The 18,291-nt window shown below is 67.9% G+C and carries 20 protein-coding genes; 11 read left to right on the top strand and 9 right to left on the bottom strand.

What is annotated here, in order from left to right; all coding sequences use genetic code 11:
• Positions 1 to 27: 27 nt before the first annotated feature.
• Positions 28 to 591: a TlpA family protein disulfide reductase gene (locus AC3WTC_RS08310; protein ID WP_080149965.1), complete on the bottom strand. Its 564-nt coding sequence runs from the start codon at positions 589 to 591 to the stop codon at positions 28 to 30.
• Positions 588 to 1,862, bottom strand: a complete 1,275-nt coding sequence (locus AC3WTC_RS08305; protein WP_025879138.1) for a YihY family inner membrane protein — start codon at positions 1,860 to 1,862, stop codon at positions 588 to 590. The genes AC3WTC_RS08310 and AC3WTC_RS08305 overlap by 4 nt, the downstream gene beginning before the upstream one ends.
• Positions 1,863 to 1,939: 77 nt before the next feature.
• On the opposite strand from AC3WTC_RS08305, the gene wrbA reads away from it, so the two are divergent.
• From wrbA to AC3WTC_RS08290, 3 genes are all read left to right on the top strand, one after another.
• Positions 1,940 to 2,533 (top strand): NAD(P)H:quinone oxidoreductase, encoded by a 594-nt coding sequence (gene wrbA / locus AC3WTC_RS08300; RefSeq protein ID WP_025879137.1) that lies wholly within the window; start codon positions 1,940 to 1,942, stop codon positions 2,531 to 2,533.
• Positions 2,530 to 2,865 carry a DUF2069 domain-containing protein gene (locus AC3WTC_RS08295; protein WP_025879136.1) on the top strand — a complete coding sequence of 112 codons (336 nt, stop codon included), beginning with the start codon at positions 2,530 to 2,532 and terminating at the stop codon, positions 2,863 to 2,865. The genes wrbA and AC3WTC_RS08295 overlap by 4 nt, the downstream gene beginning before the upstream one ends.
• 79 nt (positions 2,866 to 2,944) lie before the next feature.
• Positions 2,945 to 3,430 (top strand): asparaginase domain-containing protein, encoded by a 486-nt coding sequence (locus AC3WTC_RS08290; RefSeq protein ID WP_033830416.1) that lies wholly within the window; start codon positions 2,945 to 2,947, stop codon positions 3,428 to 3,430.
• A gap of 227 nt (positions 3,431 to 3,657) precedes the next feature.
• Here AC3WTC_RS08290 and AC3WTC_RS08285 read toward each other — a convergent pair whose 3' ends face one another.
• From AC3WTC_RS08285 to sufT, 3 genes are all read right to left on the bottom strand, one after another.
• Positions 3,658 to 5,397: a S8 family peptidase gene (locus AC3WTC_RS08285; RefSeq protein WP_025877979.1), complete on the bottom strand. Its 1,740-nt coding sequence runs from the start codon at positions 5,395 to 5,397 to the stop codon at positions 3,658 to 3,660.
• Between the two features lie 510 nt (positions 5,398 to 5,907).
• Positions 5,908 to 7,002, bottom strand: coding sequence for a branched-chain amino acid aminotransferase (locus AC3WTC_RS08280; RefSeq protein ID WP_117309605.1), 1,095 nt, complete (start codon positions 7,000 to 7,002; stop codon positions 5,908 to 5,910).
• Positions 7,003 to 7,061: 59 nt separating this feature from the next.
• On the bottom strand, positions 7,062 to 7,613 hold the full coding sequence (sufT, locus tag AC3WTC_RS08275) for a putative Fe-S cluster assembly protein SufT (protein ID WP_025877975.1): 552 nt from the start codon (positions 7,611 to 7,613) through the stop codon (positions 7,062 to 7,064).
• Between the two features lie 121 nt (positions 7,614 to 7,734).
• On the opposite strand from sufT, the gene AC3WTC_RS08270 reads away from it, so the two are divergent.
• Complete coding sequence (locus AC3WTC_RS08270; protein ID WP_025877973.1) at positions 7,735 to 8,154, top strand: hypothetical protein; 420 nt, start codon at positions 7,735 to 7,737, stop codon at positions 8,152 to 8,154.
• 99 nt (positions 8,155 to 8,253) lie between these two features.
• Here AC3WTC_RS08270 and AC3WTC_RS08265 read toward each other — a convergent pair whose 3' ends face one another.
• Together AC3WTC_RS08265 and AC3WTC_RS08260 are read right to left on the bottom strand one after the other, a co-directional pair.
• Entirely contained in the window at positions 8,254 to 9,714 is a 1,461-nt protein-coding gene (locus AC3WTC_RS08265; RefSeq protein ID WP_025877971.1) for an NAD(P)(+) transhydrogenase (Re/Si-specific) subunit beta, read from the bottom strand.
• Complete coding sequence (locus AC3WTC_RS08260) at positions 9,711 to 10,031, bottom strand: NAD(P) transhydrogenase subunit alpha part 2 (protein ID WP_492711271.1); 321 nt, start codon at positions 10,029 to 10,031, stop codon at positions 9,711 to 9,713. The genes AC3WTC_RS08265 and AC3WTC_RS08260 overlap by 4 nt, the downstream gene beginning before the upstream one ends.
• Positions 10,032 to 10,128: 97 nt before the next feature.
• Here AC3WTC_RS08260 and AC3WTC_RS08255 point away from each other — a divergent pair, with 97 nt between their 5' ends.
• Genes AC3WTC_RS08255 through AC3WTC_RS08245 form a run of 3 tightly spaced genes read left to right on the top strand, consistent with a single transcriptional unit; the run spans position 10,129 to position 11,504 of the window.
• On the top strand, positions 10,129 to 10,713 hold the full coding sequence (locus tag AC3WTC_RS08255; RefSeq protein WP_080149966.1) for an RNA polymerase sigma factor: 585 nt from the start codon (positions 10,129 to 10,131) through the stop codon (positions 10,711 to 10,713).
• Positions 10,710 to 11,036, top strand: a complete 327-nt coding sequence (locus tag AC3WTC_RS08250) for a hypothetical protein (RefSeq protein WP_059066081.1) — start codon at positions 10,710 to 10,712, stop codon at positions 11,034 to 11,036. The genes AC3WTC_RS08255 and AC3WTC_RS08250 overlap by 4 nt, the downstream gene beginning before the upstream one ends.
• 3 nt (positions 11,037 to 11,039) lie before the next feature.
• A complete protein-coding gene (locus tag AC3WTC_RS08245) occupies positions 11,040 to 11,504 on the top strand; it encodes a DUF3106 domain-containing protein (protein ID WP_492711270.1) in 465 nt (154 codons plus the stop codon).
• 87 nt (positions 11,505 to 11,591) lie between these two features.
• Here the strand turns inward: AC3WTC_RS08245 and AC3WTC_RS08240 are convergent, their stop codons facing one another.
• Together AC3WTC_RS08240 and pacR are read right to left on the bottom strand one after the other, a co-directional pair.
• Positions 11,592 to 12,671, bottom strand: coding sequence for an NAD(P) transhydrogenase subunit alpha (locus AC3WTC_RS08240; protein WP_279208899.1), 1,080 nt, complete (start codon positions 12,669 to 12,671; stop codon positions 11,592 to 11,594).
• A 52-nt stretch (positions 12,672 to 12,723) separates the two neighbouring features.
• On the bottom strand, positions 12,724 to 15,045 hold the full coding sequence (gene pacR, locus AC3WTC_RS08235) for a PacR family protein (RefSeq protein ID WP_032977479.1): 2,322 nt from the start codon (positions 15,043 to 15,045) through the stop codon (positions 12,724 to 12,726).
• A 332-nt stretch (positions 15,046 to 15,377) separates the two neighbouring features.
• Between pacR and AC3WTC_RS08230 the strand changes: the two genes are divergently transcribed.
• The 4 genes from AC3WTC_RS08230 to AC3WTC_RS08215 are packed head-to-tail and all read left to right on the top strand — an operon-like array spanning position 15,378 to position 18,238.
• Positions 15,378 to 15,956 carry a nitroreductase family protein gene (locus AC3WTC_RS08230; protein ID WP_025877963.1) on the top strand — a complete coding sequence of 193 codons (579 nt, stop codon included), beginning with the start codon at positions 15,378 to 15,380 and terminating at the stop codon, positions 15,954 to 15,956.
• Entirely contained in the window at positions 15,953 to 16,897 is a 945-nt protein-coding gene (locus AC3WTC_RS08225; RefSeq protein ID WP_492711269.1) for a 5'-3' exonuclease, read from the top strand. The genes AC3WTC_RS08230 and AC3WTC_RS08225 overlap by 4 nt, the downstream gene beginning before the upstream one ends.
• Complete coding sequence (locus tag AC3WTC_RS08220; protein ID WP_025877960.1) at positions 16,894 to 17,448, top strand: NUDIX hydrolase; 555 nt, start codon at positions 16,894 to 16,896, stop codon at positions 17,446 to 17,448. Before AC3WTC_RS08225 ends, AC3WTC_RS08220 begins: the two co-directional genes overlap by 4 nt.
• Positions 17,441 to 18,238 carry an N-formylglutamate amidohydrolase gene (locus AC3WTC_RS08215; RefSeq protein WP_492711268.1) on the top strand — a complete coding sequence of 266 codons (798 nt, stop codon included), beginning with the start codon at positions 17,441 to 17,443 and terminating at the stop codon, positions 18,236 to 18,238. The genes AC3WTC_RS08220 and AC3WTC_RS08215 overlap by 8 nt, the downstream gene beginning before the upstream one ends.
• Positions 18,239 to 18,291 lie beyond the last annotated feature (53 nt).

Genomic DNA, 18,291 nt, shown 5'->3' with positions numbered 1-18,291 from the left:
GTGCAGGGCGCAGCCCTGCCCCTCCCCTTATTTGGCAGCAGCAATCTGCTTTTCGATGTCCGCCGCGGTGACCGGGCCCAGGAAGCTGTGGGCCAGCTTGCCCTGCGGGTCGATCAGATGGGTCAGCGGCAGGCCACGCGGGGTGGCGAAGTCGGCCGGCGGGTCGAACGGATCGACGACCACGATCGGGTAGGTCACCGGATGCTTGGTCAGGAACGCCTGCATCTCCGGCGTCTCGATGTCCTCGTAGGCCAGGCCAACCACTTCGATGTTGCTGCGCATGGCATGCAACGCCGACAGCTCGGGCATTTCCTTGCGGCAGGGCGCGCACCAGGTCGCCCAGAAATTCACCACCACCCACTTGCCACGATGCGCGGCCAGGTCGTAATCGCTGCCATCGACCGCCTTCATCTTCAGCGTCGGGAACTCGGCAGTAACGCGCTCGGCGGGCGTGTCCTCCACAGGCGCCGGCGCGGCCGGGGTCGGTGCCTGTGCCGGCGGCTGGCTGCTGGCCGGGGTCGGCTCCTGCGCGGGTTTGCAGGCGGCCAGGGCCAGCAGCGCAGCCAGCAGCAACGGGGTCTTGCAGGTCATGGGGTGTCTCCAGAATCAGGGTAGATGTCGCTGACGCGACGCTTGAGGCGTTCACGCAGCGGCAGGCGCAGTTCATCCAGTGCGGCCAAGGCGGCCCGGCCGAGGCTGTCATCGCGGTAAGGCAGGTGTTGTTCGGCCACCGGAATGCGCAGCTGCGTGCATTCGTACAGATCGCCCAGGCTGACCTGGTCCAGGTCGCGGGCCAGCAGCCACTCGCCGCGCTCATCGCGGCGCAGCAGGCCGATGCCCTCCAGGTGGCAGGCCAGGTCCTGCAGCAGCGAGTCGGTCAGCATCGGTTCCAGCCGCAGGATCTCGTCGTCGGCCAGGCCCCTGCCCTTGGCGCGTGCGTGCTGGAAGCGCCCGAGCAGGCGCAGCAGGCCATAGAACTCGTAGCCCTGCGGCAGGCGCAGTTCCACCGGTTGGTAGCGGAAAGCCGCCATCGACGACGCCAACGACGCGCCCAGCAGCACGGCCACCCAGCAGAGGTAGATCCACAGCAGCAGGATCGGCACGAAGGCCACAGTGCCATACAGCTTCTGGTAGGACTGGAAGCTGCCCAGGTAGGCGCCGATGCCCCACTTCACCAGCTCCAGGATCACTGCGGCGAGAATCGCGCCCGGCACCGCATGGCGCCACTTCACGGTGTGGTGTGGCACCACCCGGAACATCAGGGTGATGCAGACGAATTCGATCAGGATCGGCGCCAGCCGCAAGGCGAGATCGGCCAGCCAGCGCCCCTCCTGCGTGCCGAACAACGGCATCGCGAACACCCGCGCCGACACCGCCAGCGATGCAGCGGCGAGCATCGCGCCCAGGGTCAGCACCGTCCAGTAGACCAGGAAGCGGGTCAGCCGCGGCCGACTGCTGCCGACGCGCCAGATCTGGTTGAAGGTCTCTTCAACACTGTTGAGGGTGATCAGCAGCGAGATGACCAGGGCAATGAAGCCGGCGGCAGTGAGCTGGCCGGCGCTGGCCGAGAACTGCCGCAGGTAGCCTTCGGCAGCGCGCGCGGCATTGGGCACGAAGTTGGAGAAGACGTAGTCGCTGAGCTGGTCGCTCCAGCGATCGAACACCGGGAAGGCCGAGAGCACGCCAAATACCACGATCGCCAACGGCACCAGCGCGAACACCGTGGTGTAGGCCAGCGCGGCGGCGGCCTGGAACAGGCGGTCGTCGAGGAAGCGGCGCCACAGGAAGCGGCCGAAGCTGGCGGCGCGTGCGCGATCCCGCGCGCGCTCCATCCACAAATTGAGCGTATCCAAAGGTTCCATCGGCGCAAGGGTACCCGATGCGGAATCGGTGCAGGATAGCCATACTGGCGTCCACACGATGAGGAGAGCTGGGCGCGATGGGCGAAATCCTGGTGCTGTACTACAGCCGCGGCGGTTCGGTGGCACGGCTGGCGCGCCAGATCGCGCGGGGCATCGGCGAGGTTCCGGGCATGGCAGCGCGGCTGCGCACGGTGCCGCCGGTGGCTGCCGTTACCCAGACCGCGCAGCCGCCGGTACCCGACGATGGCGCGCCCTATGTAAGCGTGCAGGACCTGGCGGAGTGCCAGGGACTGCTGCTGGGCAGCCCTACCCGTTTCGGCAACATGGCCGCGCCGGTCAAGCATTTCCTTGACGGCCTCGGCGCCGAATGGGTGAACGGCACGCTGGCCGGCAAGCCGGCCGGGGTGTTCACGTCCACCGCGTCGATGCATGGCGGCCAGGAGTCGACCCTGCTGTCGATGCAGGTACCTCTGCTGCACCACGGCTGCCTGATCGTCGGCATTCCGTTCACCGAGCCGGCGCTGAGCCACACCACCAGTGGCGGCACGCCGTATGGCGCCAGCCACGTGGCCGGCGCCGCCGACGACCCGCAACCCACCGACGATGAGGCGGTACTGGCGCGGGCGCTGGGCCGGCGCGTGGCCGACATCGCGCAGCGGCTGGCGCGATGAGCACCGCGCCGCGCACCGTGCTGCTGCTGGCCCTGATGGGGCTGGCGGCGCTGTTTGCCGGCTGGTTCATCAACGACAGGCACTGGCTGGCCACCCAGCTGGTGTTCACTGCGCCGCCGCTGGCGCTGGCCATCGCCCTGCGGCTGGGCTGGCGCAAGGCCGGGTTCTGGGCGGCGGTGCTGGCCCTGGGCTGGTTCAGCCACGGCGTGATGAGCGCCTGGAGCCATCCCGAGACCCGCTGGCTGGCACTGATCGAAATCGTGCTGGCGCTGCTGGTGATCTTTTCGGCCAGCCTGCCCGGCCTGCGCGCCCGTTTCGGGCGGCGGCGCTGACGCTGCGCCCGGTGGGCCGTATCATCTGCGTTCCCGGCCCCGCGCCGCTGTACCTGCCTTGGTTTCGCGCATGCACATGATGGAAGAGCTCCTGGTCGTCACCACCGGTGGCACGATCGACAAGATCTATTTCGACGACAAGTCGGACTACCAGATCGGCGACCCGCAGATCGGCATGATCCTGCGCGAACTGGGGGTCACGTTCCGTTTCAACGTGATTCCGATCCTGCGCAAGGATTCGCTGCACATCAACGACGACGATCGTGAGCTGATCCGCGCGACGATCGCCGCGCAGCCCACCCGCCACGTGCTGGTGACCCACGGCACCGATTCGATGGTGCAGACCGGCAAGGTGCTGGCGACGATCCCGGACAAGACCATCGTGATGACCGGTGCGCTGAGCCCGGCGCGTTTCCGTGGTTCGGATGCGGAGTTCAACATCGGCTGTGCGATCGGTGCGGTGCAGTCGCTGCCGGCGGGGGTGTTCATCGCGATGAACGGCCGGATCTTCGACCCGCAGCATGTGCGCAAGAACGTGGCGGCGAACCGGTTCGAGTCGGTTTGAGGGTTCAAGGCGCGCTGTCGCGCGGATGGGTTCAGCGTTTTGGTTGCTGCTGGGTTGAGGGGGTGATCACCCCCTCCTGACAGATCATCGCGCGCGGCCAGCAAGGTGAAGGGCAGAGCAAGGGCAAATGCAAATGCACTGCTGCACATTGCTTTCTCCGCTTCGCCGTCCCCCAAAAAAAACACCCCGGCCGAGGCCGGGGCGTGCCCATGGAGAGGGGCTTGGGCTCAGTACTGGGCGTTGACGGTCACGCCCGAGAAGGTGCTGTAGGCCTTCACCCGCACGTACCAGGTACCGGCGGCGGGGCTGTTGACGGTGCAGGTCTCGTTGTTGCCGCTCAGGTACGGGCGGCAGGTGTAGACGGTGTCGGTCGGGGCACTGCCCTGGCGCAGGTACAGGTCGGCATCACCGCTGCCGCCGCTGATCGCCACGCGCAGCTGCGTGCTGCCAGCCGGGACGTTGACGGTATAGCTGAGCGATGCGCCGCTGGCTGCGCCGAGGCCGGTAACCGGCACGTTGTTCTGCAGCACGGTGCCACCCGGGTTGGGCGTGGTGCCGTTGATCGCGGCAGTCACCGCGGCATCGGCGTCGATGATGCCGGCGCCGCAACCACCCGAGCACGCGCCCGGCAACGGACGCGCGGTGCTCTTGATGATGCTCTCCACCTGCGCCGGGCTGAGCGGGCTCGGTGCCACCGACTGCATCAGTGCAACCACGCCCGCCACGTGCGGTGCCGCCATCGAGGTGCCGTTGTAGGACGCATAGCTGGCGCTGCCCGGGGTGGTGGTGCCGCTGTTGAGGGTGGACAGGATGCTCTGGCCCGGTGCGGAGATGTCGATGCCGGTGCCGTAGTTGGAGAAGCTGGCACGCGCACCCGCCGAGGTGGTGGCCGCCACGGCGATCACGTTCGGGCAGTTCGCCGGTACCGCGCTGGAGACGTTGGTGTTGCTGTTGCCGGCAGCGACCACCACGGTGGTGCCGCGGCCGACCGCGCCGTTGATCGCGTTCTGGTAAGTGGTCGAGCAGCTGCCGCCGCCGCCCAGCGACATGTTGATGACCTCGGCCGGATTGGCATTGGCCGGCACACCGCTGACCGTGCCACCGGAGGCCCAGACGATCGCGTCGGCGATGTCGGAGGTGTAGCCGCCGCACTTGCCGAGCACGCGCACCGGCACGACCTTGGCGTTGAAGGCGGTACCGGCCACGCCGGTGCTGTTGTTGGTCACCGCAGCGACCGTGCCGGCCACGTGGGTGCCATGCCAGCTGGAGTTGGAGGCCGGAATGCCCGAGCCGCACTCGTTGGCGCCGTACCAGTCACCCTCATCGTTGGGATTGCTGTCACGGCCACCACCATCGCGCGCCATCGCCGCGTCGCTGATGAAGTCATAGCCGGGCAGGATGTTGGCGTTGAGGTCGGCATGGTTGGTGATGCCGGTATCGATCACGGCGACGACCACGCCGGTACCGGTGGCCTTGTCCCAGGCCGGACGCACGTTGATCGAGGCGTTGGACGTACCGAAGCCCCATTGCTCGCTGAAACGGGTGTCGTTGGGGGTCAGCGTCGCGCGCATGATCTGGTCGACTTCGACGTATTCGACGTTCGGGTCGGCGGCGAGCTTGCGCATCAGCAGCTCGGATTCGGCCTGGTCCAGCGCACGGTCGGTCCTGACCACGGTGGAGCCGACGGCAAGCCTGCGAACCTGCTGCAGGCCCAGCGCGCGGCCCTGGCTGCTGGCGATGCCGGCAGCGGCCGTCTTCAGCGAAGAGGCCAGCGCGGTGGTGTTGGCCACCGGCGCACTGCCGTCGCGGTACTTCACGATGAAACGCTGGTGGGTCGGCGCGGACTGCAGGCCGCTGAGCTGGACATCACCGGCCAGCGCAGGCGTGGCCAGCAGCAGCGATGACAGGACGGACGCACCAAGGACCACCCACACACGACGCACACGCGGTTGCGTTACCTGGGACATCGGATTTCCCTTCTAATGGTAGGAATGCCGGAATCGGCAGAAGCACCGGCCTGAACCGTGGGCTGGCTTGCGATGGCGAGGTTCGGGTCCGGCGAGCCAGCGGATTCCCCTGACCATCCGCTGTGTTGATGACGCTAGTGGCTCAAACCGGACACCACAAGATTTTCAGCGTCTTTTCAGCAAGATGAAATGTTGGATCTGAGACTTTCCGGGTCGAGGGTTTGTGAAGGTGAAGGAACTTTCGCGTCAGCTGCACGTACCTGACTGCGGAATGTCCTGTCCCACCATGTCTTTGCCGACATCGGCGAACAGCCGCCGGGCATGGCCCGACGCTACCGTGGTACGCGTACATTCGCCGGGCATCGCTGCGCGCTGGCGGGAGCCGTTGATCCTGGTAGCGCCGGGCCATGCCCGGCGGACGTACGCCTGAAACGCAGAAAGCCCGTCGCAGGGACGGGCTTTCCGAAAAGTCACCGGGCATGGCCCGGCGCTACGCGTTCGCGTGGGCGATCAGCCCAGCTTGACCAGCCAGCCGTGGCGGTCCGGCAGGCGACCGTACTGGATGTCGGTCAGTTCCTTGCGCAGTGACATGGTCACTTCGCCAGCCGGCGCGTTGATGTCGCCCACCGAGAAGCCTTCGCCCTTGAGCTGGCCGATCGGGGTGACCACCGCAGCGGTACCGCAGGCGAACACTTCGGCGATCTCGCCGGAGGTCACACCCTGCTTCCACTCATCGATGGTGACCTTGCGCTCTTCGACCTTCATGCCGCGGTCGCGGGCCAGCTGCAGGATGCTCTCGCGGGTGATGCCCTCGAGGATGCTGCCGGACAGTTCCGGCGTGACCAGGGTGCCGTCCTTGTAGACCAGGAACACGTTCATGCCGCCCAGTTCTTCCAGGTACTTGCCTTCGACCGGGTCCAGGAACAGCACCTGCGAGCAGCCCTGTGCCTGCGCCTTCTGCTGCGGCAACAGCGACGCGGCGTAGTTGCCACCGCACTTGGCCGCACCGGTACCGCCCTTGGCCGCACGCGCGTACTCGGTGGACAGCCAGATCGACACCGGGGCGACGCCCTTGGCGAAGTACGGGCCAGCCGGGCTGGCGATGACGTAGTAGCCGGCCTTGTGGGCGCCGCGCACGCCAAGGAACGCTTCATCGCCGATCATGAACGGACGGAAATACAGGCTCGACTCATCGGCCGACGGCACCCAGGCGCTGTCGACGGCGATCATCTGCTTCAGCGATTCGACGAAGATCTCCACCGGCAGTTCCGGCAGCGCCAGGCGCTGCGCCGAACGCTGCAGGCGACGGCCGTTGGCATCGGGGCGGAAGGTCCAGATCGAACCATCGGCATGGCGGTAGGCCTTGATGCCTTCGAAGATCTCCTGGCCGTAGTGCAGCACGGCCGCGGCCGGGTCCAGCTGCAACGGACCGTAGGCGCGCACGCTGGCGTTGTGCCAGCCGGCATCCTTGTCCCAGCGCACTTCCACCATGTGGTCGGTGAAGTGCAGGCCGAAGCCCGGCTTCTCCAGGATCTGGGCGCGCTCTTCAGCGCTGCGCGGGTGGTCCGAACGGGTGACGGCGAAGCTGGGAATGGACTGGGACACCGGAGATTTCCTGTTCTGGTTGCGGGTAATGCCGGGCCCGCGTCACTGCGGGCCGTGGGTCAAAGCATGCCGGTTTCGAGCCGTGCGGCCTCGGACATCATGTGCTGGTTCCACGGCGGGTCGAAGACCAGCTCGACGTCGGCCTCGGCCACCGTCGGGATCATTTCAAGCTTGCTGCGCACGTCGTCGACCAGGATGTCGCCCATGCCGCACGCAGGCGCGGTCAGGGTCATCTTCACGTCGATCTCGCGCTGCCCTTCGTCCAGGTGCTTGATCTCCACCTCGTAGACCAGGCCCAGTTCGACGATGTTGACCGGAATTTCCGGGTCGAAACAGGTGCGCAGCTGCTGCCAGACCAGTTGCTCGACCTGCTCGTCGCTGGCATCGTCGGGCAGTTCCAGCGGTGCCGGCGCCTCCTTGCCGATGGCATCGCCATCCTTGCCGGCGATGCGGAACAGATTGCCCTCGACGAACACCGAATAACTGCCGCCCAGCGCCTGGGTGATGTACCCATAGCTGCCGGCGGGCAAGGTCACGGTGTCGCCCTGCGGGACCATCACGGCCTCGCAATCGCGTTCGAAGTGGACAGGTTCGCTGCTACGGGAATACATGGGGACCGATATGGGGCTGCGGCATAAGCCACGCAAGCGGTCATTCTAGCGTAGGCGCCCCGCCCTCGCCGGTGCACTGCGGCAAACCACAGTATCCTGTTGGCGACCTTCAGGAGCTTCGATGTCCTCCAATGCCGCACGCGCCAGGACCGTTACCTGGCTCTGGCCCTTCATGTTGTTGCTGGCGCTGGCCACCGCCCCCCTCGCCTGGATGCTGATCGCCCTGTTCACCGGCCGTCCGGTCGGCTGGATGGCGGTACTGACCGCCCTGGAACTGGTGTTCATGCTGCGTCTGGGCACGCTCGGTCCCGGCAAGCTGCGCATCGCCCTGGTCGTGCTGGGCACGCTGCTGGTGGCCGCGATCTCGAACTGGGCGATCGCCAGTGCCTGGATGGGCGGCTCGATGGGCCTGAACCCCTGGGACGCCTCGCTGCGGATGGGCCCGCACCTGGCCTGGACGCTGATCACCCTGGCCAATGGCGTGGTCGAGTGGCTGTGGCTGGCGGTGGGTGTCGCCGTAGGCGCCTGGCTGGCGCGCTGAGCGCGCCGGACGTGGGTAGCGCCGGGCCATGCCCGGCGGATTGTTGGAACAGCCGCGCTGCGCGCTCGCCGGGCATGACCCGGCGCTACCGGTATGGCATCAATGCCCGCCGTCGAGCGCCTTCAGCTCGCTGACCAGCGACGCCGCCGCCTCGGCACCGTCGCCGTACAGCATGCGGGTGTTGTCGGCATAGAACAGCGCATTCTCGATACCGGCAAAGCCGGTGCCCTTGCCCCGCTTGATCACCACCACGTTGCGGGCGTTGACCACGTCCAGTACCGGCATGCCGTAGATCGGACTGGCCGGATCGGTGCGCGCCACCGGGTTGACCACGTCGTTGGCGCCGATCACCAGCACCACGTCGGTGGTGGCGAACTCGGGATTGATGTCGTCCATGTCCGCGATCAGGTCGTACGGCACCCCCGCTTCGGCCAGCAGCACGTTCATGTGCCCGGGCATGCGCCCGGCCACCGGGTGGATGGCGAACTTGACCTTCACCCCGCGCGTGATCAGCCGCTGCGCCAGCTCCCAGATCTTGTGCTGGGCCTGGGCCACGGCCATGCCATAGCCGGGCACGATCACCACGCGTTCGGCAAAGCCCATCATCGCCGCCACGTCGGCCGCTTCGATGGGCTTCTGCGAACCGGAAATCGCCTGCGCCTCACCACCGGCGCCACCACCGAAGTTGGAGAACAGCACGTTGCGGATCGGCCGGTTCATCGCCTTGGCCATCAACCGGGTCAGCAGGATGCCGGCCGCACCGACCATCATGCCGGCGATGATCAGCGCCTCGTTGCCCAGCACGTAGCCTTCGAACGACACCGCCAGGCCGGTGAACGCGTTGTACAGCGAGATCACCACCGGCATGTCGGCGCCACCAATCGGCAACGTCATCAACACGCCCAGCGCCAGGGCCAGCACGAAGAAGGCGACAATGGCCCAGGTGCTGAGCGTGCTGGCGGCGATGATGCCCAGCACCACCACGGCCAGCGCCACCAGCAGGTTCATCACCTGCTGGCCCGGCCAGGTCACGCGCTTGTCGAGGCGACCATCGAGTTTGGCCCAGGCGATCACCGAGCCGGACAGCGACACCGCACCAATCGCCGCGCCCACCACCGCCAGCACCAGCACCGTGCCGGACGGCTGCCGCGCGGCCAGATCGGCCAGCGCCTGCGCACTCCAGTGGGTGGTATCGCGGTTGGCCAGGAAGGCATAGCGCAGCAGTTCCACCGCACCGATGGCGGCCGCCGAGCCGCCGCCCATGCCGTTGTACAGCGCGACCATCTGCGGCATGTCGGTGACCGCGACCTTGCCCGCCGACCACCAGGCCAGGCCGGCCCCCAGCAGCAGTGCCACCAGGATCAACGGCACGTTGTGCAGTTCGGGCAGGAAGAAGGTCGCCACCGTGGCCAGCAACATGCCCAGCCCCGCCCAGCGGATACCGCTGCTCGCGGTCATCGGCGAGGCCATGCGCTGCAGGCCGAGCAGGAACAGGGTGGCGGCGACCAGGTAGCTGGCCTTGACCAGCCAATCGAGCAGTTCGACGGTGCTGATGTTCAAGCCTGCGGCTCCTTCGGTTCAGCGTTGCCGGCCTTGCGCACGCTCGGCTTGAACATCTCCAGCATGCGCGCGGTGACCACATAGCCACCGGCTGCGTTGCCGGCGCCGAGCACCACGGCAATGAACCCCAGCACCTTCTCCAACGGCGTCTGCGCGTGCCCCAGCACCACCATCGCGCCGATCAGCACGATGCCATGGATGAAGTTGGAGCCCGACATCAGCGGGGTATGCAGGATCACCGGGACCCGGGAAATGATCACGTGGCCGGCAATGGCGGCCAGCATGAAGATGTACAGCGCCACGAACCCGTCACTCACCGGCAACGCTCCTGCTCTGTCTTCGTCGCCCCATCATAACCATGGGCTGAACCCTGCGCGCGTCCCGGTCAACCACGGCCGCGCTCACGCGTTGTCGATGGTGACCCCTGCCGAGGAACCGTACCCTGTGCTGGTGAGCAGCCCTGTCCCCTCAACCACCGATGCCGACGCCGTTCCGGCCTCGCTGGAAGCGTTCCTGGCCAGCGTCGGGCCGCGCGCCTTCCGCTTCGCCGAGGCCGGCCTGCGCCAGCGTGATGACGCGCTGGATGCGGTGCAGGACGCGCTGCTGCGCATGCTGGACTACGCCGACAAGCCGGCCGCCGAGTGGGCGCCGTTGTTCTGGAGCATCCTGCGCCGGCGGGTGATCGACCTGCAGCGCCGCCGCCGCTTCCGCCTGCCGTTCTGGCGCGACAACCAGGATGCCGATGGCGGCGAGATCGACTGGGCCGACCCCGCACCGGACCCTTCGCAGGCGCACGAGCAGCGCCAGCAGTACCAGCAGCTGGTGCAGGCACTGCGCGACCTGCCCGCCCGCCAGCGCGAGGCATTCACCCTGCGCGTGCTGCAGGACCTGGACGGGGCCACCACCGCCCGCGCCATGGGCTGCAGCGAAGGCGCGGTAAAGACCCATCTGGCGCGCGCCCGACAGGCGCTGCAGAATCAACTGGAGATGCACCCGTGAACCGCCCCCTGCCTTCCGATGACGCCCTGCGCAGCCTGCACGCGCAGTCGCTGCAGGCGCTGTCGCCGGCCACCCTGGCACGCCTGCGCAGTGCCCGTCACAACGCCGGTGCGGCGCACGCCGGTCGCTGGCGCTGGTGGCTGGCCAGCGCCTGTTCGCTGGTGATCGCGCTGGGCATCGGCGTCCAGTTCGTCGGCCCGGGCGATCACCAGGGCCCGATCAGCACGCCGATCGTCGCTGCGGAAGAAGACAATGGCGTGCTGTACGACGAGAATCCCGATCTGTACCTGTGGCTGGGCGACAACGACCTGGCGATGGAGTGAACCATGCTGCGATACCCCTCCCTGCCCCTGCTGATCGCCCTGACCCTGCTGCCCCCTGCATCGGCACTGGCGCAGGCCACCGCGCCGGTGCCTGCCGCGCGGCCGGCACCTGCTGCCGCGCCGCTGCCGAACTGGGAACAGCTGAGCCCGGCCCAGCGCGAAGCGCTGTTGGCCCCGCTGCGTGACCGCTGGAACGGCGCTGATCCCGCGCAGCGCCAGCGCATGCTGTCGCACGGCCAGCGCTGGCAGTCGATGAGCCCGGAAGAACGCGACAAGGCCCGCCGCGGCCTGCGCCGCTTCGAACACATGAGCCCGGAACAGCGCGAGCAGGCCCGGGCGTTGTTCGGCCAGATGCGTGACCTCAGCCCGGCCCAGCGCGATGCCATGCGCGAGCGCTGGTCGCAGATGACCGCAGACGAACGCAGGGAATGGGTGCGGGACAACCCGCCGCCGGCGAAGCCGCGGTAACCCGCCATCGAAGGCGGACCGCCGGGCCATGCCCGCGGGTTCACCGGATGTCGCTGCACCCGCCGGGCATGGCCCGGCGCTACCGGCTTACGCCTGCCAGCGCGTTTTCGCCAGCAGTTCGTCTTCCCAGTCGAAGCCCAGCTGGCCATCGCGCACGAACAGGGCGACGAAGTTCATCAGGTTGCGCGCATACATCTCGCTGGCCTGGGTGGCACCCCGGCTGGCCAGGCCCAGCGGGCCATCGATGGTCACGCCCTGGTGCTCGATGCATTGGCCGGGCTCGGTCAACGCGCAGTTGCCACCGCTCTCGGCGGCCAGATCGACGATCACGCTGCCGGCGGCCATGCCTTCGACCATCGCGGCGGTGACGATCGTCGGCGCCTGACGTCCCGGCACCGCGGCAGTGCAGATCACCACGTCCACGCTGCGCAGGTGGTCGCCAAGACGGCGCTGCTGTTCACCACGCTCTTCATCGGTCAGCGCCCGCGCATAACCGCCCTCGCCTACCGCGCTCACCCCCAGGTCGAGGAAGCGCGCACCAAGCGACTGGATCTGTTCGCGGGTTTCCGGGCGCACGTCGAAGCCCTCCACCTGCGCACCCAGGCGGCGTGAGGTGGCAATGGCCTGCAGGCCGGCGACACCGGCGCCGATCACCAGCACCTTGGCTGGACGCACGGTACCGGCCGCCGTGGTCAGCATCGGGAAGAAGCGCGGCGCGCGTTCGGCAGCAATCAATGCCGCCTTGTAGCCGGCCATGCCGGCCTGCGAACTGAGTACGTCCATCGCCTGTGCGCGCGTGGTGCGCGGCAACTGCTGCAGCGGGAACAGGTGCAGGCGGTCATCGGAGGCCAATGCGGCCAACGCAGGGTCGGCCGCCGGGGTCAGCAGGCCGACCACACTGGCGCCCGGCTTCAGCTGGGCCAGCACCTCGGCCGGTGGCGCCTGCACGCACAGCAGGATGTCGATCTCGGCCCAACGGGCGGCGTCGAAGGCGCGGGCACCTGCGTCGTCGTAGGCGGCATCGGTAAAACCGGCGGCCTGGCCCGCACCGGGCTGGTACCACACGGTGATGCCCAGCGCACCGAGCTTGCGCGCCGTTTCCGGCGTGAGCGCAACGCGTCGTTCGCCCGGCGCGGTCTCCTTGATCCCCAGCAACGCCACGGCCATGCAGATTCCCGCTGATCGGTGAGTGGGTCCGATCCTAGCAGGCGTACGTGGCTCAGTGCAGCGTCGCACCACCCGGGTCGAGGCGGTCGAGCACGCCCTGCATGGCGCTGTCGAAGGCGCCATCGTCGATGTGGGGACGCAGGCGACCCAGCCGCACCATCACCGCCAGTTCTTCGGGTGAGGCCACGCAGAAGCGCACGCCACGCCGGTTGACGAACAGCAGGCGCGAGGAAATCGGGCTGATCCAGGACAGTTTGCCCGCCTGCACCTTGCCATCCTTGTCGACGAAGTCCAGCCAGTTGCCGATCTCCATCCGGCGGAAGCGGTCGGCATCGGCATTGTCGAAATCGTCGGTATTGAAGGTACCGCCCAGTTCCACTGCCGGTGTTTCCGGGGCCGGCGGCGCGGGCAGCACCACCTGCGGCAGCTCCGGCAACGCGCGCTGCAGCTCCGGTCGCGATTCGGCGATGCCCTGCAATGTGTCGTGCAGCGCATCGATGGCTGCGGTGGCTGCGTCGCCATGCACGCCGACGCTGGCAAACACCTTGGCCAGCATCGGCTGCCAGGCCTGCAGCCACGGCTTGCCGACGATCTGCCGGCGGGCCTCGGCCACTTCCTCAAGCAGGCCATCAGCCAGGGTCAGCGCCTCGGCTACCGAGGCACCCTCCTCGCCCTCGCGCAGCAGCGCCAGGGTCAGATGGTGCTGCCAGGGCTGGCGCAGGAACTCGGCGATGGCCGGCGGCAGGGTGGCATCGCCGATGCGGCGATCCAGTTCGGCGCCGGCACGGGTGCGGGCCATTTCCAGTTTTTCCTGGCCGCGCTGGGTCTCGGCGGCCCGCCGCTCGGCGATTTCCACGCGACGGCGGTGCTGTACCAGGAAATCGCGGAATTCTTCTTCCAGGGTCAGGAAGATCGCCAGGTTCTCGTTGAACTCGGCGACCAGCCGCTCGATGATCTCCTCCACCTTGGCCATCAGCATGCGTTCGGCCTGGCTTTCGCCGGTGTTGCCCTCGCAGGCTTCGGCCAGCGAGTTGAGCAGCTTGCGCGCCGGATGGGTCTTCTGCACGAACATGCGGCGGTCCAGCATCGCCACCTTCACGAACGGAACCACCAGGCGGCCGATCAGCTCACGCGAGCGGCCTTCCAGTTCGCGCTCATCGAGCATCACGTCGAACAGCATGCCGACCAGGTCAATCGCATCCTCGTCCTGCGCGTCCAGCCGGGTCTGGCCCGGGTCGACGCCCAGCCGGGTAGCGCTGGACAGCACTTCGCTCTTCAGCCGCTGCGCCAACGATTCGCCGTCCTCGCCGATCGCCGCACGCAGGGTCGCACTGGGCGTGGCCTGCAGCAGCGACAGCACCGACATCATTTCGCGCTGGCTCAACGGGCGATGCTGGCCGACCGCGACCTGCGCCGCAGAGGTTGCGTCGTCGCGCACGTGGCGGGTCTGCTGCAGCAGTTCGTGCAGGGCTTCCAGCAGCATGCCCTGCTGGCCGGAATAGGCTTCACCGGACGGGTTCTCCTCGCCACCAGCATGCTGCTGCATGTGGCCACGACGCTCCGACCAGCGCGCGGCAAATCGCTGCGCCCAGGCCGGTGCGGCCTGTTCGTCGTCATTGAATTCGTTGTCAACGCCCGGCGCCGTGCGCTGCTCGACCAGATCATCCAGGCCATGCGGAACGTGCTGCGCCGGGGCCGGCGCCAGTGGTCGGCGCGGCGCACCCATCTGCGACATCACCCCGGCCGCGGCCAGGTGCTCGTCCAGCTTCTCGTAGATGCGACCCACCGGCGCGCGCAGGTCGCGCTCGCACAGCTTGATCAGCACCAGGTGTACTTCCGGGGCCAGCTCACAGCCGGCAAAGGCTTCGTGGATGGCCACGCCCAGATGCTCGGGGCTGATCGGGTTGCGGTCGGCGTCGAGTTCGATACCGCCGCCCAGCCAGCCCAGGCGGCGGTCGAGCCGCGCCAGCACCGGCTTGAAGTCGCGCAGCAGCACGGTGGCGAAGTTGCGCACCGCCAACCGCGATTCCAGTACATGTTCCGGCACCAGGCTCAGGCCATCCTGGGCCTGCCCGGCCAGGGTCAGCTCGGCAGAGACGGGCTCGCCCGCCGCCAGGCCGGCCCAGGCATGGCCGAGATGGGCGGCAAAAGCACCGGCGATCTCTTCACGGCGGCGGCGCAGTTCGCGCATCGCGTCCAGGAACAGCAACTGCGACGAGCCGGCATTGCCGGCACGGTCGAACAGGGCATCGTCGAAGCGGGCCAGTGCCGCGCCAAAGGCCTGGCACAAGGCCGGCAGGACGATGTCCCGGGCAAGCTGGAGCTGGGCCGGGTCACGGCCCGGCGATCCCATCGGAGTGGGCGCGCTCATCATTCGGGAAGGCTCCCCACCTTCTCTGGTGCGACAGACATCATGGACATCGCGACGGCCGGTACACCCCATGCACCGGTCCCTCGATGGTAGGCCGCCCAGCCCATCGCGGACAGTGAAACAGTCCTCACTTCAAACCTCATGAACGGCGGCCCGGCAATATTACGTATCGTAAGCCGTGCGGGGCCTGCGAGGCGAGGGGAAGCGGGGCTCCGTGATCCGCCAGTGGCATGATGTTCATCACAGTTTGCTATTCAGGGGTCTGACGCGACACAAACGGCGTCATCTACCTCCCCGACTATAATCAGCGACCCGTGATGACCGGTTCAGACTCCATGCCCGACCCTGCCGCCCTGCTTGCCCTAGATGCCCGCCGCTCGGTGCCCTCGCGGCAACTGGGCGAGCCCGGACCGGACCCGGCCACCCTGCAGCGGATGCTGACCTCGGCGGTCCGCGTGCCCGACCACGGCAAGCGCGTACCGTTCCGCTTCCTGAAGATCGCCGGCGATGCGCGTCACACTCTGGGCGACTTCCTGGCCGCGCGCAGCCGTGAGCGCGACCCGCATGCCGGCGACGCCGTGTTCGAGAAGGACCGCCAGCGCTTCAGCCATGCACCGCTGGTGATCGTGGTGGTGGCCAGCCCCCGCCCGGACCCGAAGGTACCGGCACAGGAACAGCTGATGACCGCCGGCTGTGTGTGCTTTGCTCTGTTGCAGGCGGCACAGGCGCTGGGCTTCGGCGCGCAGTGGCTGACCGCATGGATGGCCTTCGATCCTGCCGTGCACGCCCACCTGGGGCTGGCCGAGGGCGAAGGCATTGCCGGCTTCATCCACATCGGCACGCCCAAGGCCGAAGTGCCCGAGCGCGAGCGTCCCGATGCCGCGGCCCTGCTGCAGGACTGGACCGGCCAGTGAGCGCGGTGATTCCCGTGGCGATACCGCCGCCGCTGTACCTGGTCGACGCCAGCATCTACGTATTCCGCGCCTGGCATTCGCTGCCGGACGAATTCCAGGACAGCCAGGGCTGGCCGACCAACGCCGTGCACGGCTTCGCCCGTTTCCTGCTGGACCTGCTGGAGCGCGAACGCCCCCGGCACATCGCCATCGCCTTCGACGAAGCACTGGACAGCGGCTTCCGCCACCGCCTGTACCCGGCCTACAAGGCCAACCGGGACCCGGCGCCGGAAGCGCTCAAGCGCCAGTTCGTGCACTGCAAGGCGTTGTGCGCAGCGCTCGGCCTGGCGGTGCTTGCCCACCATGATTACGAAGCCGACGACCTGATCGGCAGCGCCCTGCATGGCCACCGCAGCAGCCATCGCGGCGTGATCATTTCCGCCGACAAGGACCTGTCTCAGCTGCTGCTCGACCATGACGAGCAATGGGATTACGCACGCAACCAGCGCTGGGACGTGGCCGGGGTCAAGGCCCGGCACGGCGTACACGCGCACCAGATCGCCGATTACCTAGCGCTGTGCGGCGATGCGGTCGACAACATTCCGGGCATCAGCGGTGTCGGTGCCAAGTCGGCGGCCGTGCTGCTGGCCCATTTCGGCAGCATGGACGTGCTGTTCGAACGCCTGGACGAAGTGCCGTTCCTGCGCCTGCGCGGCGCGGCCCAGATGGCCGTGCGCCTGCGCGAGCAGCGCGAGCACGCCCAGCTCTGGCGCCAGCTGACCACCATCGCCCTGGACGCACCGTTGGAAGGTTGCCAGCCCGGCATGCCGCGCCAGGCGGCCGATCCAGAGCTGCTCGACGGCCTGTGCCAGACCCTGCGCTTCGGCCCCATGACCCGCCGCCGGCTGTTCAGTGCCGCCGGCATTTCCGACCCCGTCCCTACTTCCAGCGAGCCCGCATGAGCCAGCGCAACACCGAAGCACCGCGTGTCGTCTACGAAGGCAAGTACCAGCGCATGGTCGTGCGTGGCAGCTGGGAATACAGCGAACGCACCCACGCCGGCGGCCTGGCCGCGATCATCATTGCCGTCACTCCCGAGGACAAGGTGCTGTTCGTCGAGCAGTTCCGCGTGCCGCTGCAGGCCTCGACCATCGAGATGCCGGCCGGGCTGGTCGGCGACATCGATGCGGGCGAGTCCATCGAAGTTTCCGCTGTACGCGAGCTGGAAGAGGAAACCGGCTGGACCGCCGAGCACGCCGAAGTGCTGATGATCGGCCCCACCTCCTCCGGTGCCAGCAGCGAGAAGATCGCCTTCGTGCGTGCCACCGGCCTGCGCCGCATCGGCGAAGGCGGCGGCGACGAGAGCGAGGACATCACCGTGCATGAAGTGCCGCGCACGCAGGCGGCCGCCTGGCTGGTGCAGAAAATGGCCGAAGGCTATGAAGCCGATGCCAAGCTGTGGGCCGGCCTGTGGATGATCGAGCACCACCTGGACGGCCGGCCCCGTGGCTGACGCCGGCCTGCACGCGCTGCCGGCACTGCTGGGCGCCGACGATCCGGCGATCTTCAGCGTGCACCGTGCGCAGGGTGCCTCACCGTTCCTGCTGCTGGCCGACCATGCCGGCCAACAGGTGCCGCGTGCACTGGCCGACCTTGGATTGCCGCAGGCCGAACTGGACCGGCATATCGGTTGGGACATCGGCATCGGCGGCACCACCCGTGCATTGGCCGAGCGGCTGGATGCGTGGGCGATCGAGCAGACCTATTCGCGGCTGCTGATCGACTGCAACCGGCCGTTGGTTTCGCCCACGCTGATCCCCGAGGTCAGCGACCACACCATGGTGCCGGGCAATGCCGGGCTGTCGCCCGCACAGCGGCAGCAGCGCATCGATGCGATCCACGCGCCCTACCATGCACGCATCGATGCCGAACTGGATGCGCGCCGCGATGCGGGACGGCCGACGCTGCTGGTGATGATGCACAGCTTCACCCCGGTGATGAACGGCATGCAGCGCCCCTGGCACGCCGGCGTGCTGTACCACCAGGACACACGCTTTGCCCACGCCTTGCTGCAGGCACTGCGCGATGAAGGCGACCTGGTGGTGGGCGACAACGAACCGTATTCGGTCAACAGCAGCAGCGACTACGCGGTGCCGGTGCATGGCGAAGGTCGCGGCCTGGTGCATGTGGAACTGGAAATCCGCCAGGACCTGATCGCCGATGCCGCCGGGCAGCAGGCGTGGGCGGAGCGGCTGGCGCGTATTTTCAGCGCCTTGCAGCCGCAGTTGTTGGCGTTGGGATGACCGCATCCACGCATGGCGTGGATCTACTGCAGCGGTGGCGGACATCCGCATTC

This window comes from Stenotrophomonas sp. FW305-C-20-S1 (genome assembly GCF_058783335.1).
The sequence above is the reverse complement of the archived record's forward strand: the minus strand, read 5'-3'. Positions and strand labels throughout refer to the sequence as shown.

Coding starts and splice junctions, on each gene's coding strand:
- AC3WTC_RS08290 (WP_033830416.1), top strand. CDS start 2,945: ATGGAAGAGCTCCTGGTCGTCACCACCGGTGGCACGATCGACAAGATC.
- AC3WTC_RS08230 (WP_025877963.1), top strand. CDS start 15,378: ATGCCCGACCCTGCCGCCCTGCTTGCCCTAGATGCCCGCCGCTCGGTG.
- AC3WTC_RS08310 (WP_080149965.1), bottom strand. CDS start 591: ATGACCTGCAAGACCCCGTTGCTGCTGGCTGCGCTGCTGGCCCTGGCC.
- AC3WTC_RS08270 (WP_025877973.1), top strand. CDS start 7,735: ATGTCCTCCAATGCCGCACGCGCCAGGACCGTTACCTGGCTCTGGCCC.
- AC3WTC_RS08295 (WP_025879136.1), top strand. CDS start 2,530: ATGAGCACCGCGCCGCGCACCGTGCTGCTGCTGGCCCTGATGGGGCTG.
- AC3WTC_RS08245 (WP_492711270.1), top strand. CDS start 11,040: ATGCTGCGATACCCCTCCCTGCCCCTGCTGATCGCCCTGACCCTGCTG.
- AC3WTC_RS08305 (WP_025879138.1), bottom strand. CDS start 1,862: ATGGAACCTTTGGATACGCTCAATTTGTGGATGGAGCGCGCGCGGGAT.
- AC3WTC_RS08220 (WP_025877960.1), top strand. CDS start 16,894: ATGAGCCAGCGCAACACCGAAGCACCGCGTGTCGTCTACGAAGGCAAG.
- AC3WTC_RS08240 (WP_279208899.1), bottom strand. CDS start 12,671: ATGGCCGTGGCGTTGCTGGGGATCAAGGAGACCGCGCCGGGCGAACGA.
- AC3WTC_RS08255 (WP_080149966.1), top strand. CDS start 10,129: ATGGTGACCCCTGCCGAGGAACCGTACCCTGTGCTGGTGAGCAGCCCT.
- wrbA (WP_025879137.1), top strand. CDS start 1,940: ATGGGCGAAATCCTGGTGCTGTACTACAGCCGCGGCGGTTCGGTGGCA.
- sufT (WP_025877975.1), bottom strand. CDS start 7,613: ATGTATTCCCGTAGCAGCGAACCTGTCCACTTCGAACGCGATTGCGAG.
- pacR (WP_032977479.1), bottom strand. CDS start 15,045: ATGATGAGCGCGCCCACTCCGATGGGATCGCCGGGCCGTGACCCGGCC.
- AC3WTC_RS08285 (WP_025877979.1), bottom strand. CDS start 5,397: ATGTCCCAGGTAACGCAACCGCGTGTGCGTCGTGTGTGGGTGGTCCTT.